The following is a 22587-nucleotide window of genomic DNA, read 5'->3' on the forward strand; positions in this document are numbered from 1 at the left end:
TCGTTTAGGGCGTGGACTACCAGGGTATCTAATCCTGTTTGCTCCCCACGCTTTCACGCATTAGCGTCAGTTAAGTTCCAGCAGATCGCCTTCGCAATAGGTATTCTTCTTGATATCTACGGATTTTACCCCTACACCAAGAATTCCATCTGCCTCTCCCTTACTCTAGATTATCAGTTTCCCAAGCAGTTTAACGGTTGAGCCGTTAGATTTCACAAGAGACTTGATAATCCGCCTACGCGTCCTTTACGCCCAGTGATTCCGAGTAACGCTTGCACCCTCCGTATTACCGCGGCTGCTGGCACGGAGTTAGCCGGTGCTTATTCGTTAGGTACCGTCATTATTCTTCCCTAACAAAAGGAGTTTACGCTCCGAAAAGTGTCATCCTCCACGCGGCGTTGCTGCGTCAGGGTTTCCCCCATTGCGCAATATTCCCTACTGCTGCCTCCCGTAGGAGTTTGGACCGTGTCTCAGTTCCAATGTGACTGATCATCCTCTCAGACCAGTTACGCGTCATAGCCTCGGTAGGCCGTTACCCCACCGACTAGCTGATACGATATAGTCTCATCCCTTGCCGAAATTCTTTCCCGATTTATCTTATGGTAAAAAGGAGTATGGAGTATTAGCAGTCATTTCTAACTGTTGTCCTCCAGCAAGGGGCAGATTAGCTATATATTACTCACCCGTGCGCCACTAAATTTAAAAGAGCAAGCTCTTTTAAATTCCGTTCGACTTGCATGTATTAGGCACGCCGCCAGCGTTCACTCTGAGCCAGGATCAAACTCTCCATATTTATACTTCTCGCAACGGCAAAGCCGTTACTGCGAGCGGGAGCTTTCGCTCCCTGCACCCACCTAAAGCTACAAAGATTTGCAAAAAAACAAGTTTTTCGCAAATCATAAATTTCTAAGGATAGCATTGAAAATCAAAGCTTGGCTACGATCTTATTCTGCGTCTTAAATTTAATCTATGATTTAAACTCTTTATACTTAATACAGGTAGATACGATTATGAAGTTTTTAATCTAAAAACTTTATGTTTTTGTAACATTGTTTTTATGAACTTAAATCCTTTAACGGATCTAAATCATAGGCTCAATCGATCACTTGTTTAGATTTCAAAGATTGACTAAAGATATTTGTTTTTAACAGTTAAAATTTTAAAAAACGCGTTCGCTAAAAGGCTAAAACTACTAGGACTTAAGAGTTAAGAAAGCAGGTTCGGCTCGGTGCGAAACAGAATTGTGATTATACAAGAGCGATGCTTAAAGGGGGCTGAATAATTAGTAGAAAAATGAAGAGTTCTTAAACAAAGAAAAATTCACAAAAAAGGTAAAATTTTAAAGAAACGCCAAATGAAAAAGCGAGGAAATTTAAAAGTAGTCAAACCCAGTATGTTTCTACATACAAAATTTTGCTCTTAAAATTCCCTCATATTTTAAAATTTCTGTGAAATTTCTAAAATTCTAATACGCCATCAGCTTCGCACCGAATGCTCTGCGCACTAAGCTTTCGCTTTTATTTGCCAGCTTATCCATCATCTTTTCATACGCAGAAGGCTCCTGCCAGATCGGATCTGCTACGCCGCTAGCCTTTACTAGCGCGCTCTTAGCGTCCTCTAAAGAGCCCACCTCGTCGATGAGGCCGACGCCTTTGGCGCCGCTAGCTAAAAATACTCGCGCATTTGCCCACGTATCGCGCTTCCTAAGATCCAGTGAGCGTGCCTGCGCTACCTCACGCGTAAATAGCTCATAGCTCTCATCCACCAGAGCTTGCAAGCTCGCGCGCTCCGCGTCGCTCCATTTTCGCATCATCGTACCCGCCTCTTTGAGCTCGCCCGCTTTGACGATCTGTTCGGCAAAGCCTAGTTTAGCGGCTGCTTCGCTCACGTCTAGGCCCTGCATGATTACGCCGATAGAGCCGATGAAGCTGCCCGGATTTGCGTAAATTTTACTCGCCCACACGCCGCCTAGGTAGCTGCCGCTCGCCATCGCGCCCTTGGCATAGGCGACGACCGGCTTGCGCGAGTTTAGAGATTTGATAGCCAGCGAAATTTCCACGCTCGGGCTTAGCGCGCCGCCGGGGCTGTCGATCAGTAGGAGCACTCCTTTGATCGCCTCGTCGTTTTTCAGAGTTTCGATCTTTTCTAAAATTTCGCTATCGTCCATTATCGCGCCGCTTAATGAAAGCTGAGCGAGATTCGCGCCCTTTTGTTGCGCGCTTTCGCCGCCTGCGAAAATCAAAAACAAAATAAGCAGAAAAATCAAGGATTTAAAGTATTTATTGATAAATCCGAGCACGGCGCCGATCGGCGCAAAGATGTTTTTTAGAAATTGCATTTCATTCCTTCGATAAAAAGTGATTTCGCGTTTTTGCTCTGCAAAATAAGCTGTAGCGCCAACTGGCTCTGCTCGCACTCAATGCCTTCAAAAACGGCGATATCGGCGAGCTTGCCCGCTTTCAGCTCGCCCAAATTTAGCCCCAGCGCGGCTGCCGCATTTCTCGTCGCGCCTAAAAGTAACGCTCGCGCCAGCTCCGCCAGGCCCAGCTCGTCGTGCATCATTAAATTTGCGCGCAGCTCGTCTAAAAAGTTTAGGCTAAAATTCGAGCTAAGCCCGTCGGTAGCGATGTTGTAATTAAGTCCGCTTGCGAGCAGCTTTTTAAAACTCAGCCGCTTTTTGCTAAGCAGGCGGTTGGAGCGCGCGCAGTGCGTGATCGAGTGGAGCTTCGGATCAAAGATGCTAAAATCATCCACCCACACGCAATGCGTAAAAAGCGTGCGAAGCCCGCTAAAATGCGCTACGAAGCTCTGCGGCGAGTAAAAAGGCGCAGGCGCAGGATTAAATTTAGCAAGCCAGGTTTTAAGCTTACCTCGACCCGTGCGCAGCCACTGCCGCTCATACGCGCTCTCCATAAAATGCGTGCTTATAGCAAGTCCGTTTTCGCGGGCAAGCTTCGTCGCAAACTCCGTAATCTGCGGGTGCGTCGAGTACGGCGAGTGCACCGACACGGCAGGGATAAAAAGCGAGCTTGCGAGCGCCTTCGCACGCTCAAAACGCTGCTTAAATTTCAAAATATTCTCCGCCGCAGCGTCCTTGCTAGCGCCTAAAATTTCATTAAAAAACACGGTTCTAATGCCGCTTTGCGCGCAAGCTTCAGCCTCGCCGCCGAAGCTTGAAATTTCGCCGATCGTGCCCACGCCGCTTCGCATCATCGCGGCGATCTGCTCCAAGATCACCCGTCCGCGCGCCGCGGCGTCCAGCTGCTGCCTGGAGGCGATGACGCTGTCTAGCCAATCCAAAAAATCGCCGTAGCGCAGCGTGCCTTTGTTTGCGCTAAATTCCAAATGCACGTGCGGATTTATAAACGCAGGCATCGCTATATCGCCGCTAAAGTCCAAAATTTCGGCTTGCGGGTATTTGCGCGCCGCGCTTGCAAAGGAGCAGACCTCGATTATTTTCTCGTCAAAGACGATCGCGCCATCTTTTAAAATTTTAAAATTCTCATCGCAGGCAAGAACCCACTTCGCCCTTAAAATTCTCATCGTTTTCCTTATCTAAAACAGCGCGTGATTTTAGCATAAAATTCTCTTCCGTGCTAAATTTAGAGATAAAATTTTATCGCTTGGGCTTGAGCGGGCAAATTTAGCGCCATAGTAAAAAATAAGCTCGCTTTGGTTATAATTTTCGCTTAAATTTCAAAACAAGGACGCAAAAATGAAAATTATGGTGATTCAAGGACCGAATATCAATATGCTTGGTATGCGAGAACCCGCTATTTACGGGGTTATGAAGATGGAGGATATCCATAAGCAGATGAAGGCGGTCGCCGATCAGAGCGGCAACGAGATCGAGTTTTTTCAGAGCAATTTCGAAGGCGAGATCATCGATAAGATCCAAGAGTGCTTCGGCACCTGCGACGGCATCATCATCAATCCCGCCGCCTACACGCACACTTCGCTCGCTATCCGAGATGCGCTCGCCGCAGTCAGCCTGCCCGTAATCGAAGTGCATATCTCAAACATCGCTCGCAGGGAGGAGATTAGACAAAAAAGTCTAATAGCACCCGTGACTGCGGGTCAGATTATCGGATTCGGTCCCGTGGGATACCATCTGGCGATGATCGGAATGATTCAAATTTTTGAGCAGATCAAAGCCGCCAGAGCCGAGCAGAAAGCCAAATAAGTTTGGGATTAAATTTGAAAAATTTTATCTTAAAGGACGAAAACGCTGTTTACCACGAGTGCGGATACAGCTGCGACAACGCGATATTTTTAAGCCTCGGCGGACGCAAATTTTTCCTCACCGATGCGCGTTATAGCATCGAGGCGCGCGAGCTTTGCAAAGATACCGAAGTGATCGAGGTCGAGCGAAATTTGATAAAAGACGCGCGGCTATTTTTGCGAAAGGCAGGTGTAAAGGAGCTTAGCTACAACCCGTACGATTTTAGTGCGGGCGAGTGGGAAACTCTGAGCAAGGGGCTTGGGATAAGATTTAAGGCTCGGGCGAATTTTTCGCAAATTTCGCGCATAGTAAAATCAGAGGATGAGATAAAAATTTTAAAGCAAGCGGCGCAGCTGGGCGCGGAAAGATTTGACGAATTTGCCGCGTTCGTGCGCGCCGAGGGCGAAGGCATGAGCGAAGAGGAGCTATTTTTTAACGCCGAGCTCATCTTTAAGAAAAAGGGCGAGCTCGCGCTTAGCTTTTCGCCTATCGTCGCTATCAACGAAAACGCCGCAAAGGCACACGCATTGCCCGGTAAAAAGCGTTTGCGGCACGGCGATTTGCTCCTGCTTGACGCGGGGGTTAAATTTAATCGCTACTGCTCAGATAGGACGCGTACGGCGTACTTCGATAAAAATTTTAACTTCGGCAAGGAGCAAAATTTTAAAAACGCCAAACGACAAGAAATTTACGAGATCGTAAAAGAGGCGCAAGCTCTTGCTATCGCGGCGGTTATGCCGGGTAAAAAGGCGAGCGAGATAGATGCGGCTGCGAGGGATTTTATCGCGAGGTGCGGCTACGGCGAGGCGTTTTTTCACAGCACTGGACACGGCGTCGGAGTCGACATCCACGAGCTTCCGTTTATCTCAAAGCGCGGAGATACTGTGCTAAAAGAGGGGATGGTCTTTAGCGTGGAACCGGGGATTTACTTTCCCGGCGAGTTTGGCGTGCGCATCGAGGACGTCGTGGTCGTGCGCGAAAACGGGGCTGAAATTTTATGAGAGTAGCTCGGGTAAACATGCGGCTTAAAAAAAACGGATTTTACGAGTGCACGGACGCGCTGTGCGTCGTAAAAAGCGCCGTTTTCCCGATGAGGCGCCATGCGCGCGGAAATTTTAAAAATTTATACCTACTTGGGCTCGGCGGGAATTTATGGGACGTCAGGCGGCGCTTCGAGCGATTTTACCGCATTTTACAAAGCGATACGCGCTTTTTCGTGGCACAAAATTCCTTGATCTTAAAAAACAGGCCGTTCGGCTTTTTAGATCAGCCCGATTTTTTAAACGCCGTAATGCTCGTGCAAAGCTCTCTGCCACCGCTTACATTGCTTAAAATCATGCAGCGCGCGGAGCGACGATTTGGGCGCAAAAGAAGCTTTAAAAACGCGCCGCGCACGCTGGACGTGGATATTTTATACGCAAGCGCAAAGGTGCGTGCCTGCGAGCGGCTCACGCTGCCGCATCCGGGTGTTTGCGAGCGCATAAGCGTGATTTTGCCACTTGGAGAGATGAAACTTAAAAGAGGACTGATATGCAAACTAAAATCGTAAATTTTTTAAGCGCCAAGGGCGGAGTCGGCAAGAGCGTGATTGCAGCAAATTTCGCCGAAATTCTAAACGAGCAGGGCTACCGCACGGCGATCATAGAGGCGCCAAATTTAAATAATCAAGAGATCATTTTAAATGCTTTGCAAAGAAAGAGGATTTCGCTACCAAGCGCCGTCGCAGTAAAAATTTCTCAAAATTTAACTCTCGTCTCGCCCGCGCTTGCTTCACAAAATCCCGCGTCTTCACAAAATTCTGTAAATAGCACGAATTCTATGGCGCAAAATTCTATCAAAAACGCAAGCTCTAGTGCGGACGATTACGTCATGCAAAATTCTATAGGTAGCGCGCAAGGCTCGCAAGACGACGAAAGTCTCAGCTCGCACAATTACGCGCAAAAACTCACGAGCTTTGATGGCAAAAATAACTCAGAAAATTCCGCCGCTTCAAATTCAATAGCAAACGCTGCAAAAAATTCTACGAATTGTGCAGCCAAAAAGCCGCAAAATTGCGAAGATGGATGGAATTTTGCAGAATCAGAAAGCCTAGAGAATTTTAAAAGCGACGATTTCACCAAGCGAAATTCAATCCCTGACGAGAATTCTCAAAATTCCGCAAGTAAAGATGAAATGAAAAATTCCGCCCGTTCATCAAATCCCGAAGAAGCCGGAAATTTCGCAAACGCAAAGGCTCACGAAGGCCCCGCTCGCTTCGCAAGCGAGCTAAAAGAGGCGGGAATCTTCGATTTTATTTTGATCGATGCGGGGCTTGAGTATCTTGGAGATTTTTTGAGCATCGGCGACGAAAATATCGTGCTGTGTGCGAACGAACCCTGCTCGATCAGCAACACCTACGCGCTTTTAAAGACGCTTGGGGCGAGCAAAAAAGAGGTTTTGTTTTTGCTAAATTTCACCGCGAGCGAGGATGATGCCGTGATGATCTACGAAAATCTAAAGTCGGTCACGCACCGCAATATAAGCGAACTGAGCTTTAAATTACTAGGCTTTGTGCCGTTTTGCAAACAAGTAGCCGTCTGCTCACAAAATCGCGCGCTTTTTAACTCGCACTATCCGTTTTCGCCCGCTACCATCGCGCTTAGACAGAGCGTCTCGCGATTTTTGAGCAAGCAGGGCTTAGAGCCTATCGATATGAGTGCTTACCGCGGCGTCGGCGGATTTTTACGAAAGCTTAGCAACCTAGTATGATTTACGACGAGATTTTAAATCACGCAAATTCTACTATTTTAAACGGAATTTTAAAAATTTAATGCTATTCTTAAAGCTAAAATTTTAAATAATATACATAAAAGATAGATTAATCATGCAGTTAAAAGAAATTTTAAAAGACATCAAAATTGCCCGCGACAATCTCAAAAACGTGGGCAAAAGCGCTACGATCTTCGGCTCGGCGCGCTTTAGCGAGGATAACCGCTACGTAAAAGACGCGCAAAAGCTCTGCGAGGAGCTCGCCGATTTAGGATACTCGATCATCACCGGAGGAGGAGGCGGCATTATGCAAGGCGCCAACCGAGGCGCATTTGCGAGAGCAAGAACGCACAGCGTGGGCTTTAACATCATGCTGCCGTTTGAGCAAAAAAGCAACGGTTTTTTGACGCAGGGGGCGAAATTTTCGGCATTTGCGCCGCGCAAAGGCGCTCTCATCGAAAACAGCGAAATTTTCGTCATCTTTCCGGGCGGCTTTGGGACGCTGGATGAGTTTTTTGAAATTTTAGTGCTGGTGCAGACGGGCTTTAAGCGCGCACGGATCTATCTTTACGACGAGGAATTCTACGCACCGCTAATGGAGTTTTTCCGCACTTCACTGCTAAAATCTGGTGCGATAAACGAAAGCGATCTGCAAAATTTTAAGCTCTGCGACAGCGTGGATGAAATTTTGACGGATGTGCGACGTAAGGAGAACGAATGAAAATTTTAGTCGCGATGAGCGGCGGCGTGGATAGCTCAATGTGCGCGAAGCTACTGCAAGACGCGGGGCACGAGGTGCAGGGCTGCTATATGAAGCTGCACGCAAAGCCCGGCTATCACGAGGCAAACATCGCCAAAGTCCGCAAAGTGGGCGAGTTTTTGGGTATAAAAATCCACATTTTGGATCTGCAGGATGATTTTAATCGCGACGTTTACGAGCCCTTCGTGCAGGCCTATATAGACGGTCTTACGCCAAATCCGTGCGCGCTGTGTAACCGCCGTATAAAACTCGGCAAGCTTTTGGAATTCGCGCGCGAGCAGGACTTTGAGCGCCTAGCTACGGGGCATTACGTCCGTATCGAGGACGGGCTTTTAAAAGCCGCGACAGATCTTAGCAAAGATCAGAGCTATTTTTTAGCAAATATCGATCCTGCCGCGCTTAAGTTTATGCTCTTTCCGCTTGGAGGGATGTATAAAAAGGACGTCAAAGAGGCCGCGCGCGCATATGCGGAGCTTTCGCAGATCGCCTCTGCGAGCGAAAGCAGCGAGATCTGCTTTGTAGATACCACCTATATCGACGTTTTGAACCGTCATACGGGCACCAAAATGCCCGGCATCGTGCGCGATCGCGCGGGCAACGCCATCGGCACTCACGAGGGCTACATGCACTACACGATCGGCAAGCGCCGCGGTTTTACGGTACACGGCGCGCATGAGCCGCACTTCGTGCTAAGCATCGACCCGCGCAAAAACGAGATCGTCGTGGGCGGCAAGGAGGAGCTGGCGACCTATGAGTTCGACACCGAAAATTTCAACGCCTTTTTAAGCAAGGATGAAATTTTAAATATGGCGGGTCTCGGCGTTAAAATCCGCTACCGCAGCGCCAAACTCCCCGTTAAAATTTCGCCTCGCGAAAGGGACGGCGTGCATGCCGTGCTGTCCGCGCCCGCAGCGGGCATCGCTCCTGCACAGCTCGCGGTTTTTTACGACGAGCGCGACCGCGTAGTAGCAAGCGGATTTATAAAATAGCGCTTCACATCCGATGCTCGCTTTCGGCGCCGCTTAGGGCTCATCTGCTTGCAAAACGGCACTTTGATCGCGCCGCTTGATCCGCGCGCACTCTGTTAAATTTCATATCGAAGTAAGATATTTACGCTTTTGAATCCAAGCCGTTAAATTTTATCCCGTAAGCTTCGGCGCGCAAATTTCATGCGCGTAGCTTTACGATTGAGCCTTTTAAATTTACGCTCTGTCGCTGTGTACGCCCGCACTGCTAGCCAAATTTTAGGAAAGCTGCAGCGCTAAAATAAAATTTACGGCGACGTCTTATCCAAGCGCGCCGCGACGCAAAGATCGCGACCGATACAAAATATTTCGCGCGTCGTCGCGACAGCGCAAAACGGAATTTGCGCGCTCCCTCTAAAGGAATTTGCGATGAAATTTCTAAACCTGCGCTAGAGCCCACGACGACATTTAAATTTTATAAATTTATGCCGAAATAAAATCAAATTTTAAAATTTAGCAATGCTTTCTAGCGTCCAGGTAACGCCCATCGCGCCTAAAATTTCACTCGCGTCTTTACCTCGAAAAGCAGCTCGCCGTCCACCGCCTCAAGCCCGCCGCTCTTTATCATCTCGCGAATTTTACTCGTGTCAAAGCTCTGTTTTTGAAGCAAAATTTCAACCAAATCTAGATCCCTGATCTCATAAATGCACCGATCTATCAGCTGCGAAGAGCCCAGATCGTCGAAATAGAAAAATCGCCCGCCGTTTGAATACACCCAGCCGTATAGCCCGCCGTGCACGCCGCCCACCCTGCGCCACTCATGCGGCAGCTCGAGCGCGAAAAGCCCGCTTTTGCGAGCGACCAGCCTACGACTGCTGCGGCCGCCGCCCCAAACTTCGGCGCCTTCTAAAAAATATATCCGCTCGCCGCTTTGAAATACGCTGCCGCTAAGCGCGCGAACTTCGCCCTCAAAGGGGTTATCTGCCGCGCGCTTTTGCTTTCCGTCATTCTCGTCAAAATAATAGATGCCGCCAGGGGAGGCAAAAAGCAGATGGTTTGAGTGCGCGAGCTGCCTATTTAGCGGAGTATAGGGCGCGGCGGCGGGGTCAAATTTTAAATCATTCGCAAAAACGTCGCCGCTTTTCGCATCCCACAAAAAATAGTCCAACCGCTGCCTAAAAAGATCGTAATGCCCGCCGTTATCGCGCGCGTCAAGGCGCAGGTTTTTAAAATACACGTTCGCGCCGTCTGCGGCGTAAACGCCGCTAGCGCGCCCATCGCTTCCCTCTATCCGGCGCAGGCTCGCGGCATCGGCGCCCGGCAAAACCTCTCCCTTATAAAACGCGCGAGAGCCCTGCGCAGCGTAATACACGCCCGCGATTTGGCGCAGATCCGTAGCGTCCATTCGTTTAAATTTATAGAGGTAGCTTTGCGGCTTGGGCGCATCCCAAAAGATATGCGCCAAGGTTTGATAAGTGAGCTTAAACGCTCCCAGCGCGTCGTTGGGTACCGCCTCGCCGTCGCAAAAATAACTGATCCGCCCGTCGCTTACGTATCCGAACGCTACGGCTTTCGTGCGCGCGGGCTCTAGCTCGCTCATCGCGATATTTCCGCAATATACGGCGTTTTTATCCGCCGCGACGTTGGAGCGGTAGCCGGAGCTGAAATCCAAAACCCGAAAGCTCGCCGCGTCCGCGTCCGGTATCGCAAAATAGCCCGCACCCACCACGAGGGCGTAAATTTCATCTCCTTTTTTGTAAAAATCGCTGTATTTGATCTGCTCTTGCGGCGAGTAGTCATCGCTGGAATTTATAACCGCAAACAGAGCGAGCGCGCTAAAAGCCGCAAATGCAAATGTCGCGCCAAGCGCGATCTTGCGCCAAAGCGGCATGCCTCGAGGCGCGTCTTGCACCGGTTTACGATCTGCTTCCGCCTCGCGCACCCCAGCTTTGCGCTTCTTTTGCGCGCGCTCATACTTTGGCTCTTGCGTAAAATCCTCATACATCTTTTGCCTCAAATTTAATCTCGCCGCAGATTGCGCGGCACTTGAAATTGTACAAAAGCGCGGCTAAATTTATGAAATTTAACGCTACGGACAAATTCTAATTCAACTCTTTGCGACGCTAATTTATTTTGCGAATACCACAAAATCTCTGGCGAATTTTAATTCAAAGCGCTTCGTAGCCGCACGGAATCGGCGCCGTAACGCTTGCAAACACAAAATCCTCATCGCCCGTATTTTTCATACCGTGGCACTCTCCGCTTTTGGAAATGATTAGATCGCCCGCACAGATCGGCACCTCCTCGCCCTTGCTCGGATAAAACACGCCGCGTCCACTTAAGCAGATCCACACGTCATCGCCGTCTGGGTGAATATGCGGCGCTACGACCTGGCCGCGTTTGACGATCCAAACCGCGCCGCAAGTGGCCTCCGCAGTAAAAAATGTCGTTTTTACGGCTCGCTCGTCGCTACAAATAGCATCTTTTATATGAAAAATTCTTTGCATTTTCTCTCCTTTAAGTTCACCGCATCCGGTGCTGTTTCGGCGGAATTTTAGTATTCTTTTCGTGCAGCAAAAGTGAAATTTCAAGCGCCAAACTCACAACGCAACCTTAAATAAAAATTCTAAATTCTCGTTTTGCTGTGCGATTTTTTTGGAGGATTGAAGATCGCATCTGAAAGTAATAATGTGCATAAGCATGGTATTTGCGGATAGAATTTCGGCTTTAATTTAAGACGAAATTTTAAAAATTATTCTAAATTTAAAGCCGGCCTACGAGATAAATTTATTGAATTTGATATGAGCTTTGCTTGTGCGCTTCTGCCACCCAGCTTAAAGCCAAATCGTAGCTTTTATCAAAAACCTCGCATGGCGCAGACTTTACGGCAAGCTCCAAGTCGGCTTATAAATAGATGCCGCCTCCGGCTTGTTTTAGCAGATACGCATTTTTGCGCCTCGAATTTTTGCACATTTTACGATAATGTTTTTATAACGCGTAACATACTGATCACGAGCCGAGCGGGAGTTCAAAGAGATAGCGTTAGAATTTTGCACTATCTCTTAAATTTCAAAACTATTTTATCTTGCTTGGATCCAGCGCAATCTCGTCGTTTTTGATCACGCCGATACCCTTATTTAGCACGTTTTGCGCGATCTGTTTAGCTTCTGCTAGCGAGTGCATCGCGAAGGTGCCGCATTGAAATTTATTCAGCTCGGGGATATCCGCTTGAGAGCCCACCCCCAAAATATCCTTCATACTCGCGCTCCACGCCGCCGCAACGGCGCTCTCGCTAGGCGCCCCGATCACGCTCATATAAAAGCCCGTGCGGCACCCCATCGGCGAGATGTCGATGATCTCGACGTCCGCGCTATTTAGGTGCTCGCGCATGAAGCCCGCAAAAAGATGCTCCAGCGTGTGGGTGCCACGCTCGCTCATAATCTCTAAATTCGGGCGACAAAACCGCAGATCATAGACGCTGATTTTATCGCCGCTTTTGGTGCTCATGCTTTTTGCGAGCCGCACGCCAGGGGCATTCATGCGGGTATGATCGACCTTAAAACTATCTAACAATGGCATATTTTCTCCTTAAATTTAGATCACGGCGATTTTAACATAAAATTTCGCACTTTCAGGCGCACAGACGAAATTTTAGTTACAATTGCGTTTATTTTAAGGAGAATTAATGCCCTACATAAACGTCAAAATCACCAAAGAGCGCGGCGGCTTAAGTCGCGAACAAAAAGCAAAGCTCGTCAAGAATCTCACCGACGCCCTCGTAGCCGTACTGGGTAGGGGCGAAAAAACCACAGTCGTTACGATAGATGAAATATCCACTGACGACTACGCGATCGGCGGACGACTAGTAAGCGAAATCAGGGAGCGGCAGAGCTAAGCTCGCGCACCAGATTAAATTTGAAAAGCGAAATTTTAGAATTTTAAAATTTTCATGCAAAATTCTACGCGGCAGGCTCCGCTTCCAAGGGAATAAAATTTGCGATAATCCCCGCTTGCAAAATGAAATTTTACGCTAAATTCTATGCTGCAAAATTCCAAAAAACCAACCGAGCGAAAATTTTAAAGCGGATCTAATGGTGAAATTCTTTGAAAAATAGACAAGATAGAATTTATGCAAGTTTTAAAAATTTTACCAGATAAAATTTAATCCTCGCAAAGTTTAAAATTTCGCAAAATATAAATAGACAATATTCTTAGCGAGCTAGCGTTCCCAAATTAGCTTTTTGCCGAAAGTTAGAGTATTATCGGTCATTTTCATCCAATCGATTCTGATCGTAAAAAAATCGGTCTCCATCGCGCGCGCAAACGGGAAGCGCTTAAGATATAGCGAGGTTTCGCGCTCATCCGCGCTACGGATATGACCGCAAATCTGCACGCCTTTAATCCTGCCTACAAATTTCGTATCCAGCGCAACCGTAGCCGCAACTCCGCGGTTGGCAAAGACTGCTTTGATATGCTCGGAGTCGCTCGCGCTTGCGATGATGAGCTCCTTATTTTGCGGATCGTAGGCATAAAATGCACTGCAGCAATATGGCAGATTATTGCGCAAAACTCCGAGAGATAGGAGTTTCATCCTGCCTAAAAACTCGTCGAATTTATCCTGAGCGGCACACATTTTAAGCCTCCTTTTTGCTAAATTATACAATGATTTTCTTTTATTAGCTATAATCGTGAGCCAAAATTAGGAGAATTTTTATGGAAAATTATAAAAAAGTAAAAGAGATGTTTTTGATGCAGCAAGCCCTAAACGACGAAACAAATGGCGTGGGCTGGGAGGACGGCTATACAAAAAACGGCAAACTTATCAACTGGAAGCGCTGCATTTACATGGAATGCGCAGAGCTCATCGATAGCTTTGCGTGGAAGCATTGGAAAAATATCTCTGCAGCGCCGGACGTTAATAATATCGTCATTGAGATCGTTGATATTTGGCACTTCGTAATGAGCTATATTTTAGAGCAATATTACGGCGGCAAAGACATCGACCACATCGTAAGCGACGTCACGGCAGTAAGCGGATTTGCGGAGTTTAGCTCCTACGCCTACGACATCAGAGAATACAGCATCTACGAGATCATCAACGACATCGAGCTCATCGTCCACGAAACAAGCGGCTTTGATCTGCATATCGGCGAGCTTTTGACCGACTTTTTCCGCGTGGCGTTAAAATGCGGCGTGAGCCTCGATATTTTATTTGAAAAATATATCGGCAAAAACGTGCTGAATAAATTCCGCCAAAATAACGGCTACAAAGAAGGCGGCTACCGCAAAATCTGGGGAGACCTTGAAGATAACGAGGTGCTAATCGAGGTGCTATCAAAAGGCGCAGTAAGCGCAAACGAAATTTACGAGCAATTGCAAAAGATCTACGACACGACGAAGTGAAGTCGTGGGTTTGCGCGCGAGATTTCCCTTTGAAATTTTGAAATTTCATCTATAAAATTTCGGCATGCGAATTTTAAAAAAGGGCTTTGATTTAGAATTCTGCAGTTTTGTACCTAAAATTTTACGCAATGCTTTGCTTGCATACAAGTGGCAAAATTCCGCGCAGCAAGCAAATAAATATTCGCAGCAGGCAAAAACCAAGCTAGATCTAGCCTCTTTTTTTACACACGATAAACGAGCAAATTAAACGCGGACGGGCGAGCGATCAAAGCATAAATTTCGTATTATAATGCGAGATGAGCCGGCTAAAGCAAGCGAATAAGCCAAGCGAGCGGATTGATGAGGCACGGTGCGGCAGTTAAAATAAACTAAGCTCAAATTCCATCGCAAAAGTCGCTAAAATAACGCAAATAGGAGCATACATGGGTAGAATTTTTAATTTGGCAAAGCAGGATTTTTTTACGCGCAAGTTTATTTTGCTCTCACTATTGCCGCTTGTGTGCTCGCTCATAATCTTAGGCACGCTCGCATTTTTCGGCGGTAAAGAGCTTTTTGACGCGCTTTCGCAGGGCGCGCAAAGCGGCGATTTTAGCTTCTTGGACGAGCAGCGCTTCCCAATAATTGCAAAAATTCTAAGCTTTGCTGCTACGAAGTGGATTATCGGCGCGATTTTTTCGGTGTTTGCCAGCTTTGCGGTGCTGATGCTTAGCGTGTTTTGCGCGCTTATCATCGCAGCCTTTTTGACGCCCGCAGTCACTAAAGAGATCAACGCACGCCACTACCACCTAAGTCGCGCGGACGAAGCGAGCATGGCGCGAGTGCTAAAGCTGATGAGCGTTGAAATTTTAAAATTTTTAGCGATTTTATTTATCTGCTCGGTGCTTTTGTTCGTACCGGTAATAAATTTATTCATAATCAACGTGCCGTTTTTTTATATCTATTACAAGCTGGTTCTAATCGACGTCGCTTCAAATGCGTTAAGCGCGAAAAGCTTCGAGCGCTCTTATAAAATGGGTGGCGGATATAAATTTGCCCTAAGTGCTTTTATTTTTTACCTGCTTTGTTTGATCCCGCTGGTAGGATTATTTTTCCAGCTATTTTTCATCATCTTTTTGACGCACGTAGTGCTGATAGACGAAAGCGCCCGCAATAAAAATCGCTAAAGATTAACTAAAATCAATGAAAAATTTTGAAATTTTCATAAAATAGTGCAAAATTTTTTAAGAAAGGATTTCTATGAAATCAGGTGATATTTACATTTGCAATATATGTTCGCTCAAAAGCAGCGACGATGAAAACGCGGTCTTTATCAAGGCGCATAAAAACGGCGAGACGGTGCATATCTGCACATCCTGCATGCCTAGCGTCATCCATGGCTCAGGCATGGTCGTAAAAAGCAACTCCGAGATCGAAGAAGAGCTCCAAGACGCTACAAACTAGCTGCTAGCACGACTTACCGCGGCGCGTTTTAATTTGTTTATTAATCTGCGCGCCGCAAAATTCTAAAATTCTAAAATTCTAAAATTCTAAAATTCTAAAATTCTAAAATTCCGTCTGCTAGGTTTTCCACCAAAATACTGTACAGCAAAATTCCGCGCTTAAAATTATAAAATTTTACGCAACAAATTCTGTGCACTAGGCTTATCCCACATAAGAATTTTCGCGTTATAAGCTTGATGCTAAAATTCCTTGAGCTAAAACTAAAGTCTGAAAAATTTTAAAATCCGTGCAGCCGCTTGATCTCTGCGCTGATCGACTTTTTTTGGCCTAATTTGGTCACGCTTACGTAGGTTGCGATCGCGCTGGTTACGTGCAGACACTCGCGAAATCCATCCTCGCCCAGTCGTAGCGCTGCGACCTCGATCTGCACGCGGATAGAGGTATTTCCTACGCTTAATACTTTTGCGTAGCAGCTGATGACATCGCCGATAAATACGGGCTGTTTGAAAGTTACCTCCTGCATCGAGATCGTCACGACCCGCTCGGGCGCTATCTCGCGCGCCGCCGTCGCGCCCGCTAAATCGATCTGCGCTAGTATCCAGCCGCCGAAAATATTGCCCGAGCTATTCGTATCCTTAGGCAGCGCTACGACCTTGATGCGCGGCTCGCCGAAATCGTCTAAGTCTAAATCGCTCATTTTTACTCCTTAAATTTAAAAATCTCGCATTTTAACCGCGCAAATTTAACACTTTTTCGATACAATCGGCAAAAATCTATGTCGAAATTTTAAAATTTTAAGCGAACGCGAGGATAGAATTTTGCTCGCAAAGCAGGCACATTCCGCTCGTAAAAAGACGATAAAACGGCAAAAAGGATACGCGATGAACGATTTTGTAAAACTTAGCAAGATGGCAGCGAGCGCTAAGGCGCGACTAAACGCCCTCTACGACGAGCCGCACGCCGAGCTGATCGCGCACGGGCTGGAAATTTGCGGTTTTGAGTCTGGCGATACTGCGCGCATCGCCGTGCTACGCCGAATCGTCGATCTCAAAGAGGATCCGCTGCTGCAGGAATTTCGCCGCTTGGGCTACGATGAGGCGCGACAGCGCGAGCTAAAGAGCAAAATGTATGATTTCACGCGCGAAATACATGAGGACATGCATGCAGCGCTCATAGCCGAGGCGGGCGCGCAGGGGATTTTGCAGCCGTTTTATCTGGAGCTTTTAAAGGGCGTACACCGCATCGGGCTCGTGCTAAGCGATATGCAAAAAAGCTGGCAAGCCCTAATCATCGAAGGCACGAACAAGCGCTGGGAAAAGAAATTTAGCTCGCTTGCGCAGGCGAAGGAATTTTTGCTGCAAGAGGAGCTGTTTATGCGCACGCCTCACGGCGAGATCTGCGAGCGTTGCTACGGCGCAGTAGTGCAGCGCGACGGCAAATCCCAAATGGTTCCCTACGCCGTAGCCTTTGCGGATGAGACGGCAAAGCTGCAGAGTGAATTTAGCGATCTTTTAGAGCGCCTCGTGATGCTTGCAGAAGATGAGAGCGAACTAGCCTACATCGCGTATCTAAGCAAGCTCAAACAGGCCTTTTGCGAAAAGGACGCTAGCGCGGTGATCGGCGCGTGGCGGGATGCGGAGATCGCGTGGATGGATATAAAAACGCCGCTTCAAATCGGGCATCCGCTTGAGTACTACGAGGATGCCTACACGCACGCAGTCGCGCTGGAATGGGACGTCAGGCTTGCAGGCGCGTATGAGTTCAGCGCGGAGAAATTTAAAGCGCGCGTAAGCGAGAGCTTTGAGCGCGCGTATGAAAAAATCGGCGCAAACAACGCCGTCATGCACTCACTCGTACTCTCAAACATCGCCAAAACTCAGCTTTACGTCTGCGCGCCGCTGATCTACTACGGAGCCGATCTGAACGGACTCTTTTCGGCGCAGGTCGTGCCCAACGACGAGTTCGTAAGCACCAACTGCGGCAAGAAAATTTTCGCCTTCGTAAATTTCGTCTATGAAAGTGCCAAGGCTAGACCTTTTATGCGGCTAAGCGGCGAAATTTTTACTCTCGATTATCTAAATTTCGGACGCGAAATTTTATTTAAAAAGCCGCAAATTTGGCGCCGCGTCTATGAAATATCGACGATCGGGCATGAGTTCGGGCATATATTTTTCATCGATGCGGACACCGAGGCGCGCATGAACCGCTCGGGGCTTTTTAAGCTCATCGAGGAGTACAAGGCGACCACGGGCGGGCTCGTGAGCTTCTTTTTCCACGAGGAGGCGGAGTTTTGCCTGCCGGTGCTAGATGAGCTGATCCGCCGCGCCGTGGGGCTCATCGCGTGGCAGCGGGTGGAGGAGCTCAAACCCTACTACTGCGAGGCTCTGATACATCTGAGCTTGCTTTTCACATCGGGCGTTTTGAAATTTGAACGCGGGCGGCTGGCGGTTAAATTTGACCGCGCGGGCTATGAGAGCTTCAAAGCCGCGTGCCTGCAAAACTACGAGGAGCTAGCGCGACTTTATTGCGACAAAAAGGATGCGGCGGAATTTTTATCGCGATTTGCAGAGCTTAGCGGCGGCGTGTATCTGCCGCGCGAGGCGCAGGTGCGGGAGTTTGTGGAGTTTTACTACTCGCGCTACGAAGCGATCGGCAACGAAACCGATCCTAGCAATGAACGAGCAAAGTGGCTTTAAAATTTCAGCTCCGAACTGCGCCTTAAAATAATGGAAAGCTAGTAAAATTCCGCGGAATTTTAAGGGGAAAGCATGAGATATTTTAAAAATTTACTCTCCGATTTGCGAAACGGCAGGGTCGCGCTGCACCCGATTTTACTCGCGGCGACGTTTTGCATAGTGAAGTTTTCGTGGCCTAGGTTAATAGGCAATGTAGGCGAAAGTGATGCACTCGGCAGTTTCATATTTATGGACTTTATTCAATGTGCGTGTTTCATAGCGTTGGGCGCGCATTTTGTCTATGTCGCGGGGCGCAGCAGCAAAAACAGGCAAAGCGGCAGCAGCAAAAACAGGCAAAGCGGCAGCAGCAAAAACAGGCAAAGCGGCAGCTGCGAAAACAGCGACTACGAAGGCGCGATACAACCCCGTGAGCTGCGCTATTTAGCCGTGCTGCGCGCTATCTTATGCACTCTGTGCATCATCGCATGCGTGGCGGGATATCTTAGCGCGGATATAGACCATCAAAAATTAGGCGTTCTTAATTGGTTTTTTCCGACCGCGCTAGTAAGCGTTTTAATCTATTTGATTGCGATCTGGATTGTTACGACCGGCTCTGAAGTACTAATTTGGAGCATTATCTTCGTGATAAGCTACGTGGCTGCTTACTATGCGGTTTGGATAGGTTTTTTTACCATTCCTGGAGAGTATAGCGGGTTTGTATTTTGGAAAGGACTGGAGATAATATTTCCGCTAATTTGGGCGTTTCATTTCAAGCGTACCTATAAAAAGCGCCTAGCAGAGGAGATGCGCGAGGCGTAACGGCAAGCTGAATGCAGAATTTCAGCCAAAATTTTACACTACTAGCCACAAATAAAATTCCGTAAAATTTTATTGGAGACACAATAAGACATTATTTTACTAAATAGACGAACGTAAAAACTGCGTGCTTTTCCAATATAAATTTAACGCGAGCTGAAAGCTCGCCCCTTGAGCGTGCCAGGGGTTGGGGGATTTTAAGGGGGAAGGGGAGCGCCTCGCAAGTAGCGCCCCTTCTCCCTTAAGAGAAAACGCCGCCACGACCTAAATTCCATAGGCAGAATTCTACATAGAGAAATTTTAAATTTATTACAAGATGAAATTCTATTTTGTAAATTATTACAAAATTTTATGATATAGCCTAGTTCTCGGGTGTATTATGCGCAATATTCGTAAGGGGGCGGCGCTCGGAGTTGCGAGGCGCGCCCGCCCCCTTACCAACTCCCACCCGCGCGACGCTAGCGGGGCGAGCTACGCTCGCGTTAAATTTAAACTGCGGACTGCGTCCGCGCTTATTTTACATTGCGGCTACGCCGCATGAAGTTTTAGCGAAAAGCCAAGTTACAAATTCTGCGGCGAAATTCTATGTCTAAATCATTCGCGCTGGCGTCTAAAGCGAAAAGGCCTTTGAGCCTAAGCCTAAAGCGAGACGACCTTTGAGCCGAAGCCCCCTTCTGCGGGCGTGCCGTCGCGAAACCCCTTGACGCTTGGGTGCGATTTTAAAAACTCCTTGACCGCGAACGCGAGCTTGCCCGTGCCGATGCCGTGCTTGACGATGATCTCATCAAAGCCCATCACGAGGCTTTGGCTGATAAATTTATCAAGCCTGCTGATCGCTTCCTCGGCGCGCAAGCCGTGCAGATCGAGCACGAGCGATGCAGAGGTGGGCTTTTGCACCTTGATGCTGATGTTTTTTACGGGCGCGGGCGCCGCGCCGCTGCGCTTTAGCTCGCTAAGCGGCACGCGCAGCCTGATACCGTCGCTTAGCATCAGCGCCTGGGTTTTGCTGAGCGATAAAATTTCGCCCTTGATCTTGCCGTATTTTACGCGATCGCCCACTTTAAAGCTTTGCGGCTCGGGCGCACTGAGTTCGGGCTGCTGCACGGCTCGTGCGAGCTCGTTTGCGCGGTTTATGGCACGCTGCTTTTCGCGCACGTCGCTTAGGCTCACGCTGCGTTTGGCCTCCGAAATGGCGCGGTAGTATTCGTTTTGTAGCCTTGAAAGCTCCGCCTTCAGCTCGCTTTGCGCGCGCTCGCGCTGATCTTTCAGCGCCTCGCTAAGCGCGTCGAGTTTAGCCTCTTTTTGCTGCGTTTGGACTAGTTTTTGTTTTAGCTCAAGCTCTAAATTTATCGCTTTTGAGATCGCTTCGTTTAAGTTCTCTTTGTTTTCGCCGTAGTTTTTGCGCGCCGCGGCGATCAAATTTTGCGCTATGCCGTAGCGCAGCGCGGTTTCAAAGGCGTAAGATTTGCCGATCGTGCCCTTTAAAAACTCATATTTCGGCGCGCTGTTTTTCTCGTCGTAAAGCGCCGCCAGTAGCTCTACGCGCGGATCCTTTGCAAGCAGCATCGCTAGGCGCTTGTGATGCGTGGTAATGATCATCTTCACGTCGCCGCTTATCAGCTGCTCGATCATCGCGCCGTATAGGCTCGCAGCCTCCTCAAAATCGGTACCCAGCTCGATCTCATCGACGCCGATTAGAATTTCTTTGCGCCCAAACAGCTTGCTAAAGGCAACCATCCTGCCCGCAAAGGTCGAGATGTCGTTTTTGGAGCTTTGCGGATCCTCCATTATGAGCTCGAACTCCTTAAAGGTGCCGATGCGGCTGAGGCTTGCGCGAATAGGCATCGGAAGGAGGTACTTAGCTAGCAGCGCCGCGCTTAGAATGCTTTTTAAAAGCATCGATTTTCCGCCCGCATTCACGCCGGTGATGAGCAGAATTTTACCCGTAAATTCCACGCTCACGCGCTTTGGATTTTTAAGCGCGGGGTGGGCGAAGCTATCTAGGACGATATCGCGCGAGGACTCCGGCAGGACGAACTCATAATCGCTCGCTCTTGCCATCGCGGCGCGCGCAATCAGCGCGTCGATCGCATCGAAAGCGGCATTTATAAATTTTAAAAAAGCTAAATTCTTATTAAAAACCGCACTGATCTGCTTGCAGTGCTCGAAAACGATCTGCTCTTTCTTATCCAAAATCGCGCTTTGAGCGGACTTCAGAGCCGCGATCGCGTCTGGAAGCACGTAAAAATAGCCTCCGCTTGAGCGCGCTACGACGCTGCCTTTTAGCACGTGGTTGAAGCCGCCGCGCACCAGCAGAGCCTCGGTGTCGCTTATGTAGTGGATCTGCGTGTCGGCGAGATAGGGCGAAAGGGCTTTGGAATAGATCAGCCTTTTTAGCGTCTGCTCGATCTCGCCCTTTTTTATCTTAAACGCCTCGTTCAGCGCGCCGAAGCGCTCGTCTATCGCATCGCGAAAGCCGCCCTGATCGTCGAAATAATCCTTTAATTGCGCGATGGGCGCAGGAATCTCGATCTTTGCAAGCCAAGCGGCAAGTTTGCCCTCAAAGGGCTGCTTTTTGAGATACAAAAAATATCGGACGATCTTGCTAAACTCGTAAATTTCGCTGATATGAAGCACGCCGTGTTTTGAGATACGCATCAGCGCGTCGTCTAGGTTCGCGACGCTCTCGCACTGCGCGAGATCAAATTTCGTAAGCTCCGAAATTTTTTCAAAATTTAGCTTGCTATCGCCGCTTAAAAACAGCGGCTTTTCGCGCGCCAAAAAGCTTTTAAATTTGGCTAGATACTCGCCCAGATCGAGGCGCGTAAAGAGTTCGTCACTGATCATAAACGCACTCTTTAATCTTGTAGGTTTTGCCCTTAAACTCCGCGCCCGCGCTCTTTTTGGCGATGAAAGCGCCCATCGAAAAGGAGTAGGTGAAATTTTCTCGCGTTACGATCTGCGCAGAGCTTTGCAAATTTAAGCTCTGCGGTGCGGAATTTTGCGTAGTTTTAGAATTCTGTGCGGAATTTTGCGGCGTGAGGCTCTGCGTATCGTTCTGCTGCGTAGAATTTTGCGAAGTAGGGCTTTGTGCAGAATTTTGTCCGCCCGAAACAGCGCCGCTAGTTTGCGCGGCGGAAGCCTGCTCGTTCGTTTGTGCCGCGGAACTTTGCGTATCATTTGCTTGTGCGGCAGAAGCGACCTTGTCCTGCGCATTTAAATTTGCTTCGCCGGCTTGCGAACCTAAATTTTTCGTATCCGCGCCGCGAGCTTCAGCAGCGAAATTTATCGCGCTGCCGCATCTTAGCCGCGCGCCCGCGTTAAATTTAAACACCATCTCCTCCTCAAGTTTGGCGGATCGCTCGCTCGCGCTTTCGTAAAAATACGCCCCCGCGCACAGCAGCACGATCAGCGCCGTGGCGATGATTTTAGCCCTTTTGCTTAAAATTTCGTCCCGCACGAAGAAGATCGCCGCGATAAATAAAAATGCGAAAATAAATATTAAAAATCTCAAATTTTATCCTTGCCCGCCCTCAGCGGAGTTTGGCTCGTAAATTT

The 22587-nt window shown here is 48.3% G+C and carries 21 protein-coding genes and 1 rRNA gene; 12 read left to right on the forward strand and 10 right to left on the reverse strand.

Annotated elements, in window-relative coordinates; all coding sequences use genetic code 11:
* The 3 genes from Q0600_RS04380 to Q0600_RS04390 all read right to left on the reverse strand — a co-directional run.
* A 16S ribosomal RNA gene (locus Q0600_RS04380) occupies positions 1 to 793 on the reverse strand; the annotation flags it as partial.
* Positions 794 to 1465: 672 nt separating this feature from the next.
* Positions 1466 to 2338, reverse strand: a complete 873-nt coding sequence (gene sppA, locus Q0600_RS04385) for a signal peptide peptidase SppA (RefSeq protein WP_298757342.1) — start codon at positions 2336 to 2338, stop codon at positions 1466 to 1468.
* Positions 2326 to 3543: a metal-dependent hydrolase gene (locus Q0600_RS04390; protein WP_298757344.1), complete on the reverse strand. Its 1218-nt coding sequence runs from the start codon at positions 3541 to 3543 to the stop codon at positions 2326 to 2328. The genes sppA and Q0600_RS04390 overlap by 13 nt, the downstream gene beginning before the upstream one ends.
* A 172-nt stretch (positions 3544 to 3715) precedes the next feature.
* Between Q0600_RS04390 and aroQ the strand changes: the two genes are divergently transcribed.
* The 6 genes from aroQ to mnmA all read left to right on the forward strand — a co-directional run bounded on the left by aroQ (position 3716) and on the right by mnmA (position 8719).
* Positions 3716 to 4183 (forward strand): type II 3-dehydroquinate dehydratase, encoded by a 468-nt coding sequence (aroQ, locus tag Q0600_RS04395; protein ID WP_298757347.1) that lies wholly within the window; start codon positions 3716 to 3718, stop codon positions 4181 to 4183.
* A 14-nt stretch (positions 4184 to 4197) separates the two neighbouring features.
* On the forward strand, positions 4198 to 5223 hold the full coding sequence (locus Q0600_RS04400) for a M24 family metallopeptidase (RefSeq protein WP_298757350.1): 1026 nt from the start codon (positions 4198 to 4200) through the stop codon (positions 5221 to 5223).
* Positions 5220 to 5771 (forward strand): 2-amino-4-hydroxy-6-hydroxymethyldihydropteridine diphosphokinase, encoded by a 552-nt coding sequence (gene folK, locus Q0600_RS04405; RefSeq protein ID WP_298757352.1) that lies wholly within the window; start codon positions 5220 to 5222, stop codon positions 5769 to 5771. The genes Q0600_RS04400 and folK overlap by 4 nt, the downstream gene beginning before the upstream one ends.
* Positions 5753 to 6970 (forward strand): P-loop NTPase, encoded by a 1218-nt coding sequence (locus tag Q0600_RS04410; RefSeq protein ID WP_298757355.1) that lies wholly within the window; start codon positions 5753 to 5755, stop codon positions 6968 to 6970. Before folK ends, Q0600_RS04410 begins: the two co-directional genes overlap by 19 nt.
* Positions 6971 to 7085: 115 nt before the next feature.
* Positions 7086 to 7691: a TIGR00730 family Rossman fold protein gene (locus Q0600_RS04415; protein WP_298757358.1), complete on the forward strand. Its 606-nt coding sequence runs from the start codon at positions 7086 to 7088 to the stop codon at positions 7689 to 7691.
* On the forward strand, positions 7688 to 8719 hold the full coding sequence (gene mnmA / locus Q0600_RS04420; RefSeq protein WP_298757360.1) for a tRNA 2-thiouridine(34) synthase MnmA: 1032 nt from the start codon (positions 7688 to 7690) through the stop codon (positions 8717 to 8719). Before Q0600_RS04415 ends, mnmA begins: the two co-directional genes overlap by 4 nt.
* A gap of 529 nt (positions 8720 to 9248) precedes the next feature.
* Here mnmA and Q0600_RS04425 read toward each other — a convergent pair.
* The 3 genes from Q0600_RS04425 to luxS form a co-directional block, all read right to left on the reverse strand.
* The gene (locus Q0600_RS04425; RefSeq protein ID WP_298757362.1) at positions 9249 to 10700 is read right to left on the reverse strand and encodes a DKNYY domain-containing protein; all 1452 of its coding nucleotides are present in this window, start codon (positions 10698 to 10700) and stop codon (positions 9249 to 9251) included.
* A 163-nt stretch (positions 10701 to 10863) separates the two neighbouring features.
* Positions 10864 to 11202 carry a cupin domain-containing protein gene (locus Q0600_RS04430; RefSeq protein ID WP_298757364.1) on the reverse strand — a complete coding sequence of 113 codons (339 nt, stop codon included), beginning with the start codon at positions 11200 to 11202 and terminating at the stop codon, positions 10864 to 10866.
* Positions 11203 to 11770: 568 nt separating this feature from the next.
* On the reverse strand, positions 11771 to 12274 hold the full coding sequence (luxS, locus tag Q0600_RS04435; protein WP_298757366.1) for an S-ribosylhomocysteine lyase: 504 nt from the start codon (positions 12272 to 12274) through the stop codon (positions 11771 to 11773).
* A gap of 106 nt (positions 12275 to 12380) precedes the next feature.
* Between luxS and Q0600_RS04440 the strand changes: the two genes are divergently transcribed.
* The gene (locus Q0600_RS04440; RefSeq protein WP_298757368.1) at positions 12381 to 12590 is read left to right on the forward strand and encodes a 4-oxalocrotonate tautomerase family protein; all 210 of its coding nucleotides are present in this window, start codon (positions 12381 to 12383) and stop codon (positions 12588 to 12590) included.
* A gap of 324 nt (positions 12591 to 12914) precedes the next feature.
* Here Q0600_RS04440 and Q0600_RS04445 read toward each other — a convergent pair whose 3' ends face one another.
* Positions 12915 to 13328 carry a hypothetical protein gene (locus tag Q0600_RS04445; protein WP_177386822.1) on the reverse strand — a complete coding sequence of 138 codons (414 nt, stop codon included), beginning with the start codon at positions 13326 to 13328 and terminating at the stop codon, positions 12915 to 12917.
* Between the two features lie 80 nt (positions 13329 to 13408).
* Here Q0600_RS04445 and Q0600_RS04450 point away from each other — a divergent pair, with 80 nt between their 5' ends.
* The 3 genes from Q0600_RS04450 (at position 13409) to Q0600_RS04460 (ending at position 15538) form a co-directional block, all read left to right on the forward strand.
* Positions 13409 to 14098 carry a dUTP diphosphatase gene (locus Q0600_RS04450; RefSeq protein ID WP_298757370.1) on the forward strand — a complete coding sequence of 230 codons (690 nt, stop codon included), beginning with the start codon at positions 13409 to 13411 and terminating at the stop codon, positions 14096 to 14098.
* A 422-nt stretch (positions 14099 to 14520) separates the two neighbouring features.
* Positions 14521 to 15261: an EI24 domain-containing protein gene (locus tag Q0600_RS04455; protein ID WP_298757372.1), complete on the forward strand. Its 741-nt coding sequence runs from the start codon at positions 14521 to 14523 to the stop codon at positions 15259 to 15261.
* A 73-nt stretch (positions 15262 to 15334) separates the two neighbouring features.
* Positions 15335 to 15538: a hypothetical protein gene (locus tag Q0600_RS04460; protein WP_297941994.1), complete on the forward strand. Its 204-nt coding sequence runs from the start codon at positions 15335 to 15337 to the stop codon at positions 15536 to 15538.
* A gap of 277 nt (positions 15539 to 15815) precedes the next feature.
* On the opposite strand, the gene Q0600_RS04465 is transcribed toward Q0600_RS04460, so the two are convergent.
* Positions 15816 to 16235, reverse strand: a complete 420-nt coding sequence (locus tag Q0600_RS04465) for an acyl-CoA thioesterase (protein ID WP_298757374.1) — start codon at positions 16233 to 16235, stop codon at positions 15816 to 15818.
* Between the two features lie 184 nt (positions 16236 to 16419).
* Between Q0600_RS04465 and ciaB the strand changes: the two genes are divergently transcribed.
* Both ciaB and Q0600_RS04475 read left to right on the forward strand, forming a co-directional pair.
* Complete coding sequence (gene ciaB / locus Q0600_RS04470) at positions 16420 to 18234, forward strand: invasion protein CiaB (protein ID WP_298757376.1); 1815 nt, start codon at positions 16420 to 16422, stop codon at positions 18232 to 18234.
* A gap of 72 nt (positions 18235 to 18306) precedes the next feature.
* Complete coding sequence (locus Q0600_RS04475; RefSeq protein ID WP_298757378.1) at positions 18307 to 19032, forward strand: hypothetical protein; 726 nt, start codon at positions 18307 to 18309, stop codon at positions 19030 to 19032.
* A gap of 636 nt (positions 19033 to 19668) precedes the next feature.
* On the opposite strand, the gene Q0600_RS04480 is transcribed toward Q0600_RS04475, so the two are convergent.
* Together Q0600_RS04480 and Q0600_RS04485 are read right to left on the reverse strand one after the other, a co-directional pair.
* Entirely contained in the window at positions 19669 to 21876 is a 2208-nt protein-coding gene (locus Q0600_RS04480; RefSeq protein ID WP_298757380.1) for an endonuclease MutS2, read from the reverse strand.
* Positions 21866 to 22543 (reverse strand): hypothetical protein, encoded by a 678-nt coding sequence (locus Q0600_RS04485; RefSeq protein ID WP_298757381.1) that lies wholly within the window; start codon positions 22541 to 22543, stop codon positions 21866 to 21868. Before Q0600_RS04485 ends, Q0600_RS04480 begins: the two co-directional genes overlap by 11 nt.
* Between the last annotated feature and the right edge of the window lie 44 nt (positions 22544 to 22587).

This window comes from uncultured Campylobacter sp. (assembly GCF_938041645.1).
Classification (GTDB): Bacteria; Campylobacterota; Campylobacteria; order Campylobacterales; family Campylobacteraceae; genus Campylobacter_B.

Excerpts from the sequence above, each read along its gene's own strand:
- luxS (WP_298757366.1), bottom strand. The coding sequence starts at position 12,274 with ATGCCATTGTTAGATAGTTTTAAGGTCGATCATACCCGCATGAATGCC.
- Q0600_RS04455 (WP_298757372.1), top strand. The coding sequence starts at position 14,521 with ATGGGTAGAATTTTTAATTTGGCAAAGCAGGATTTTTTTACGCGCAAG.
- mnmA (WP_298757360.1), top strand. The coding sequence starts at position 7,688 with ATGAAAATTTTAGTCGCGATGAGCGGCGGCGTGGATAGCTCAATGTGC.
- Q0600_RS04430 (WP_298757364.1), bottom strand. The coding sequence starts at position 11,202 with ATGCAAAGAATTTTTCATATAAAAGATGCTATTTGTAGCGACGAGCGA.
- Q0600_RS04425 (WP_298757362.1), bottom strand. The coding sequence starts at position 10,700 with ATGTATGAGGATTTTACGCAAGAGCCAAAGTATGAGCGCGCGCAAAAG.
- Q0600_RS04450 (WP_298757370.1), top strand. The coding sequence starts at position 13,409 with ATGGAAAATTATAAAAAAGTAAAAGAGATGTTTTTGATGCAGCAAGCC.
- Q0600_RS04480 (WP_298757380.1), bottom strand. The coding sequence starts at position 21,876 with ATGATCAGTGACGAACTCTTTACGCGCCTCGATCTGGGCGAGTATCTA.
- aroQ (WP_298757347.1), top strand. The coding sequence starts at position 3,716 with ATGAAAATTATGGTGATTCAAGGACCGAATATCAATATGCTTGGTATG.
- folK (WP_298757352.1), top strand. The coding sequence starts at position 5,220 with ATGAGAGTAGCTCGGGTAAACATGCGGCTTAAAAAAAACGGATTTTAC.
- Q0600_RS04440 (WP_298757368.1), top strand. The coding sequence starts at position 12,381 with ATGCCCTACATAAACGTCAAAATCACCAAAGAGCGCGGCGGCTTAAGT.
- Q0600_RS04465 (WP_298757374.1), bottom strand. The coding sequence starts at position 16,235 with ATGAGCGATTTAGACTTAGACGATTTCGGCGAGCCGCGCATCAAGGTC.
- Q0600_RS04390 (WP_298757344.1), bottom strand. The coding sequence starts at position 3,543 with ATGAGAATTTTAAGGGCGAAGTGGGTTCTTGCCTGCGATGAGAATTTT.
- Q0600_RS04460 (WP_297941994.1), top strand. The coding sequence starts at position 15,335 with ATGAAATCAGGTGATATTTACATTTGCAATATATGTTCGCTCAAAAGC.
- Q0600_RS04475 (WP_298757378.1), top strand. The coding sequence starts at position 18,307 with ATGAGATATTTTAAAAATTTACTCTCCGATTTGCGAAACGGCAGGGTC.
- ciaB (WP_298757376.1), top strand. The coding sequence starts at position 16,420 with ATGAACGATTTTGTAAAACTTAGCAAGATGGCAGCGAGCGCTAAGGCG.
- Q0600_RS04415 (WP_298757358.1), top strand. The coding sequence starts at position 7,086 with ATGCAGTTAAAAGAAATTTTAAAAGACATCAAAATTGCCCGCGACAAT.
- Q0600_RS04445 (WP_177386822.1), bottom strand. The coding sequence starts at position 13,328 with ATGTGTGCCGCTCAGGATAAATTCGACGAGTTTTTAGGCAGGATGAAA.
- sppA (WP_298757342.1), bottom strand. The coding sequence starts at position 2,338 with ATGCAATTTCTAAAAAACATCTTTGCGCCGATCGGCGCCGTGCTCGGA.
- Q0600_RS04410 (WP_298757355.1), top strand. The coding sequence starts at position 5,753 with ATGCAAACTAAAATCGTAAATTTTTTAAGCGCCAAGGGCGGAGTCGGC.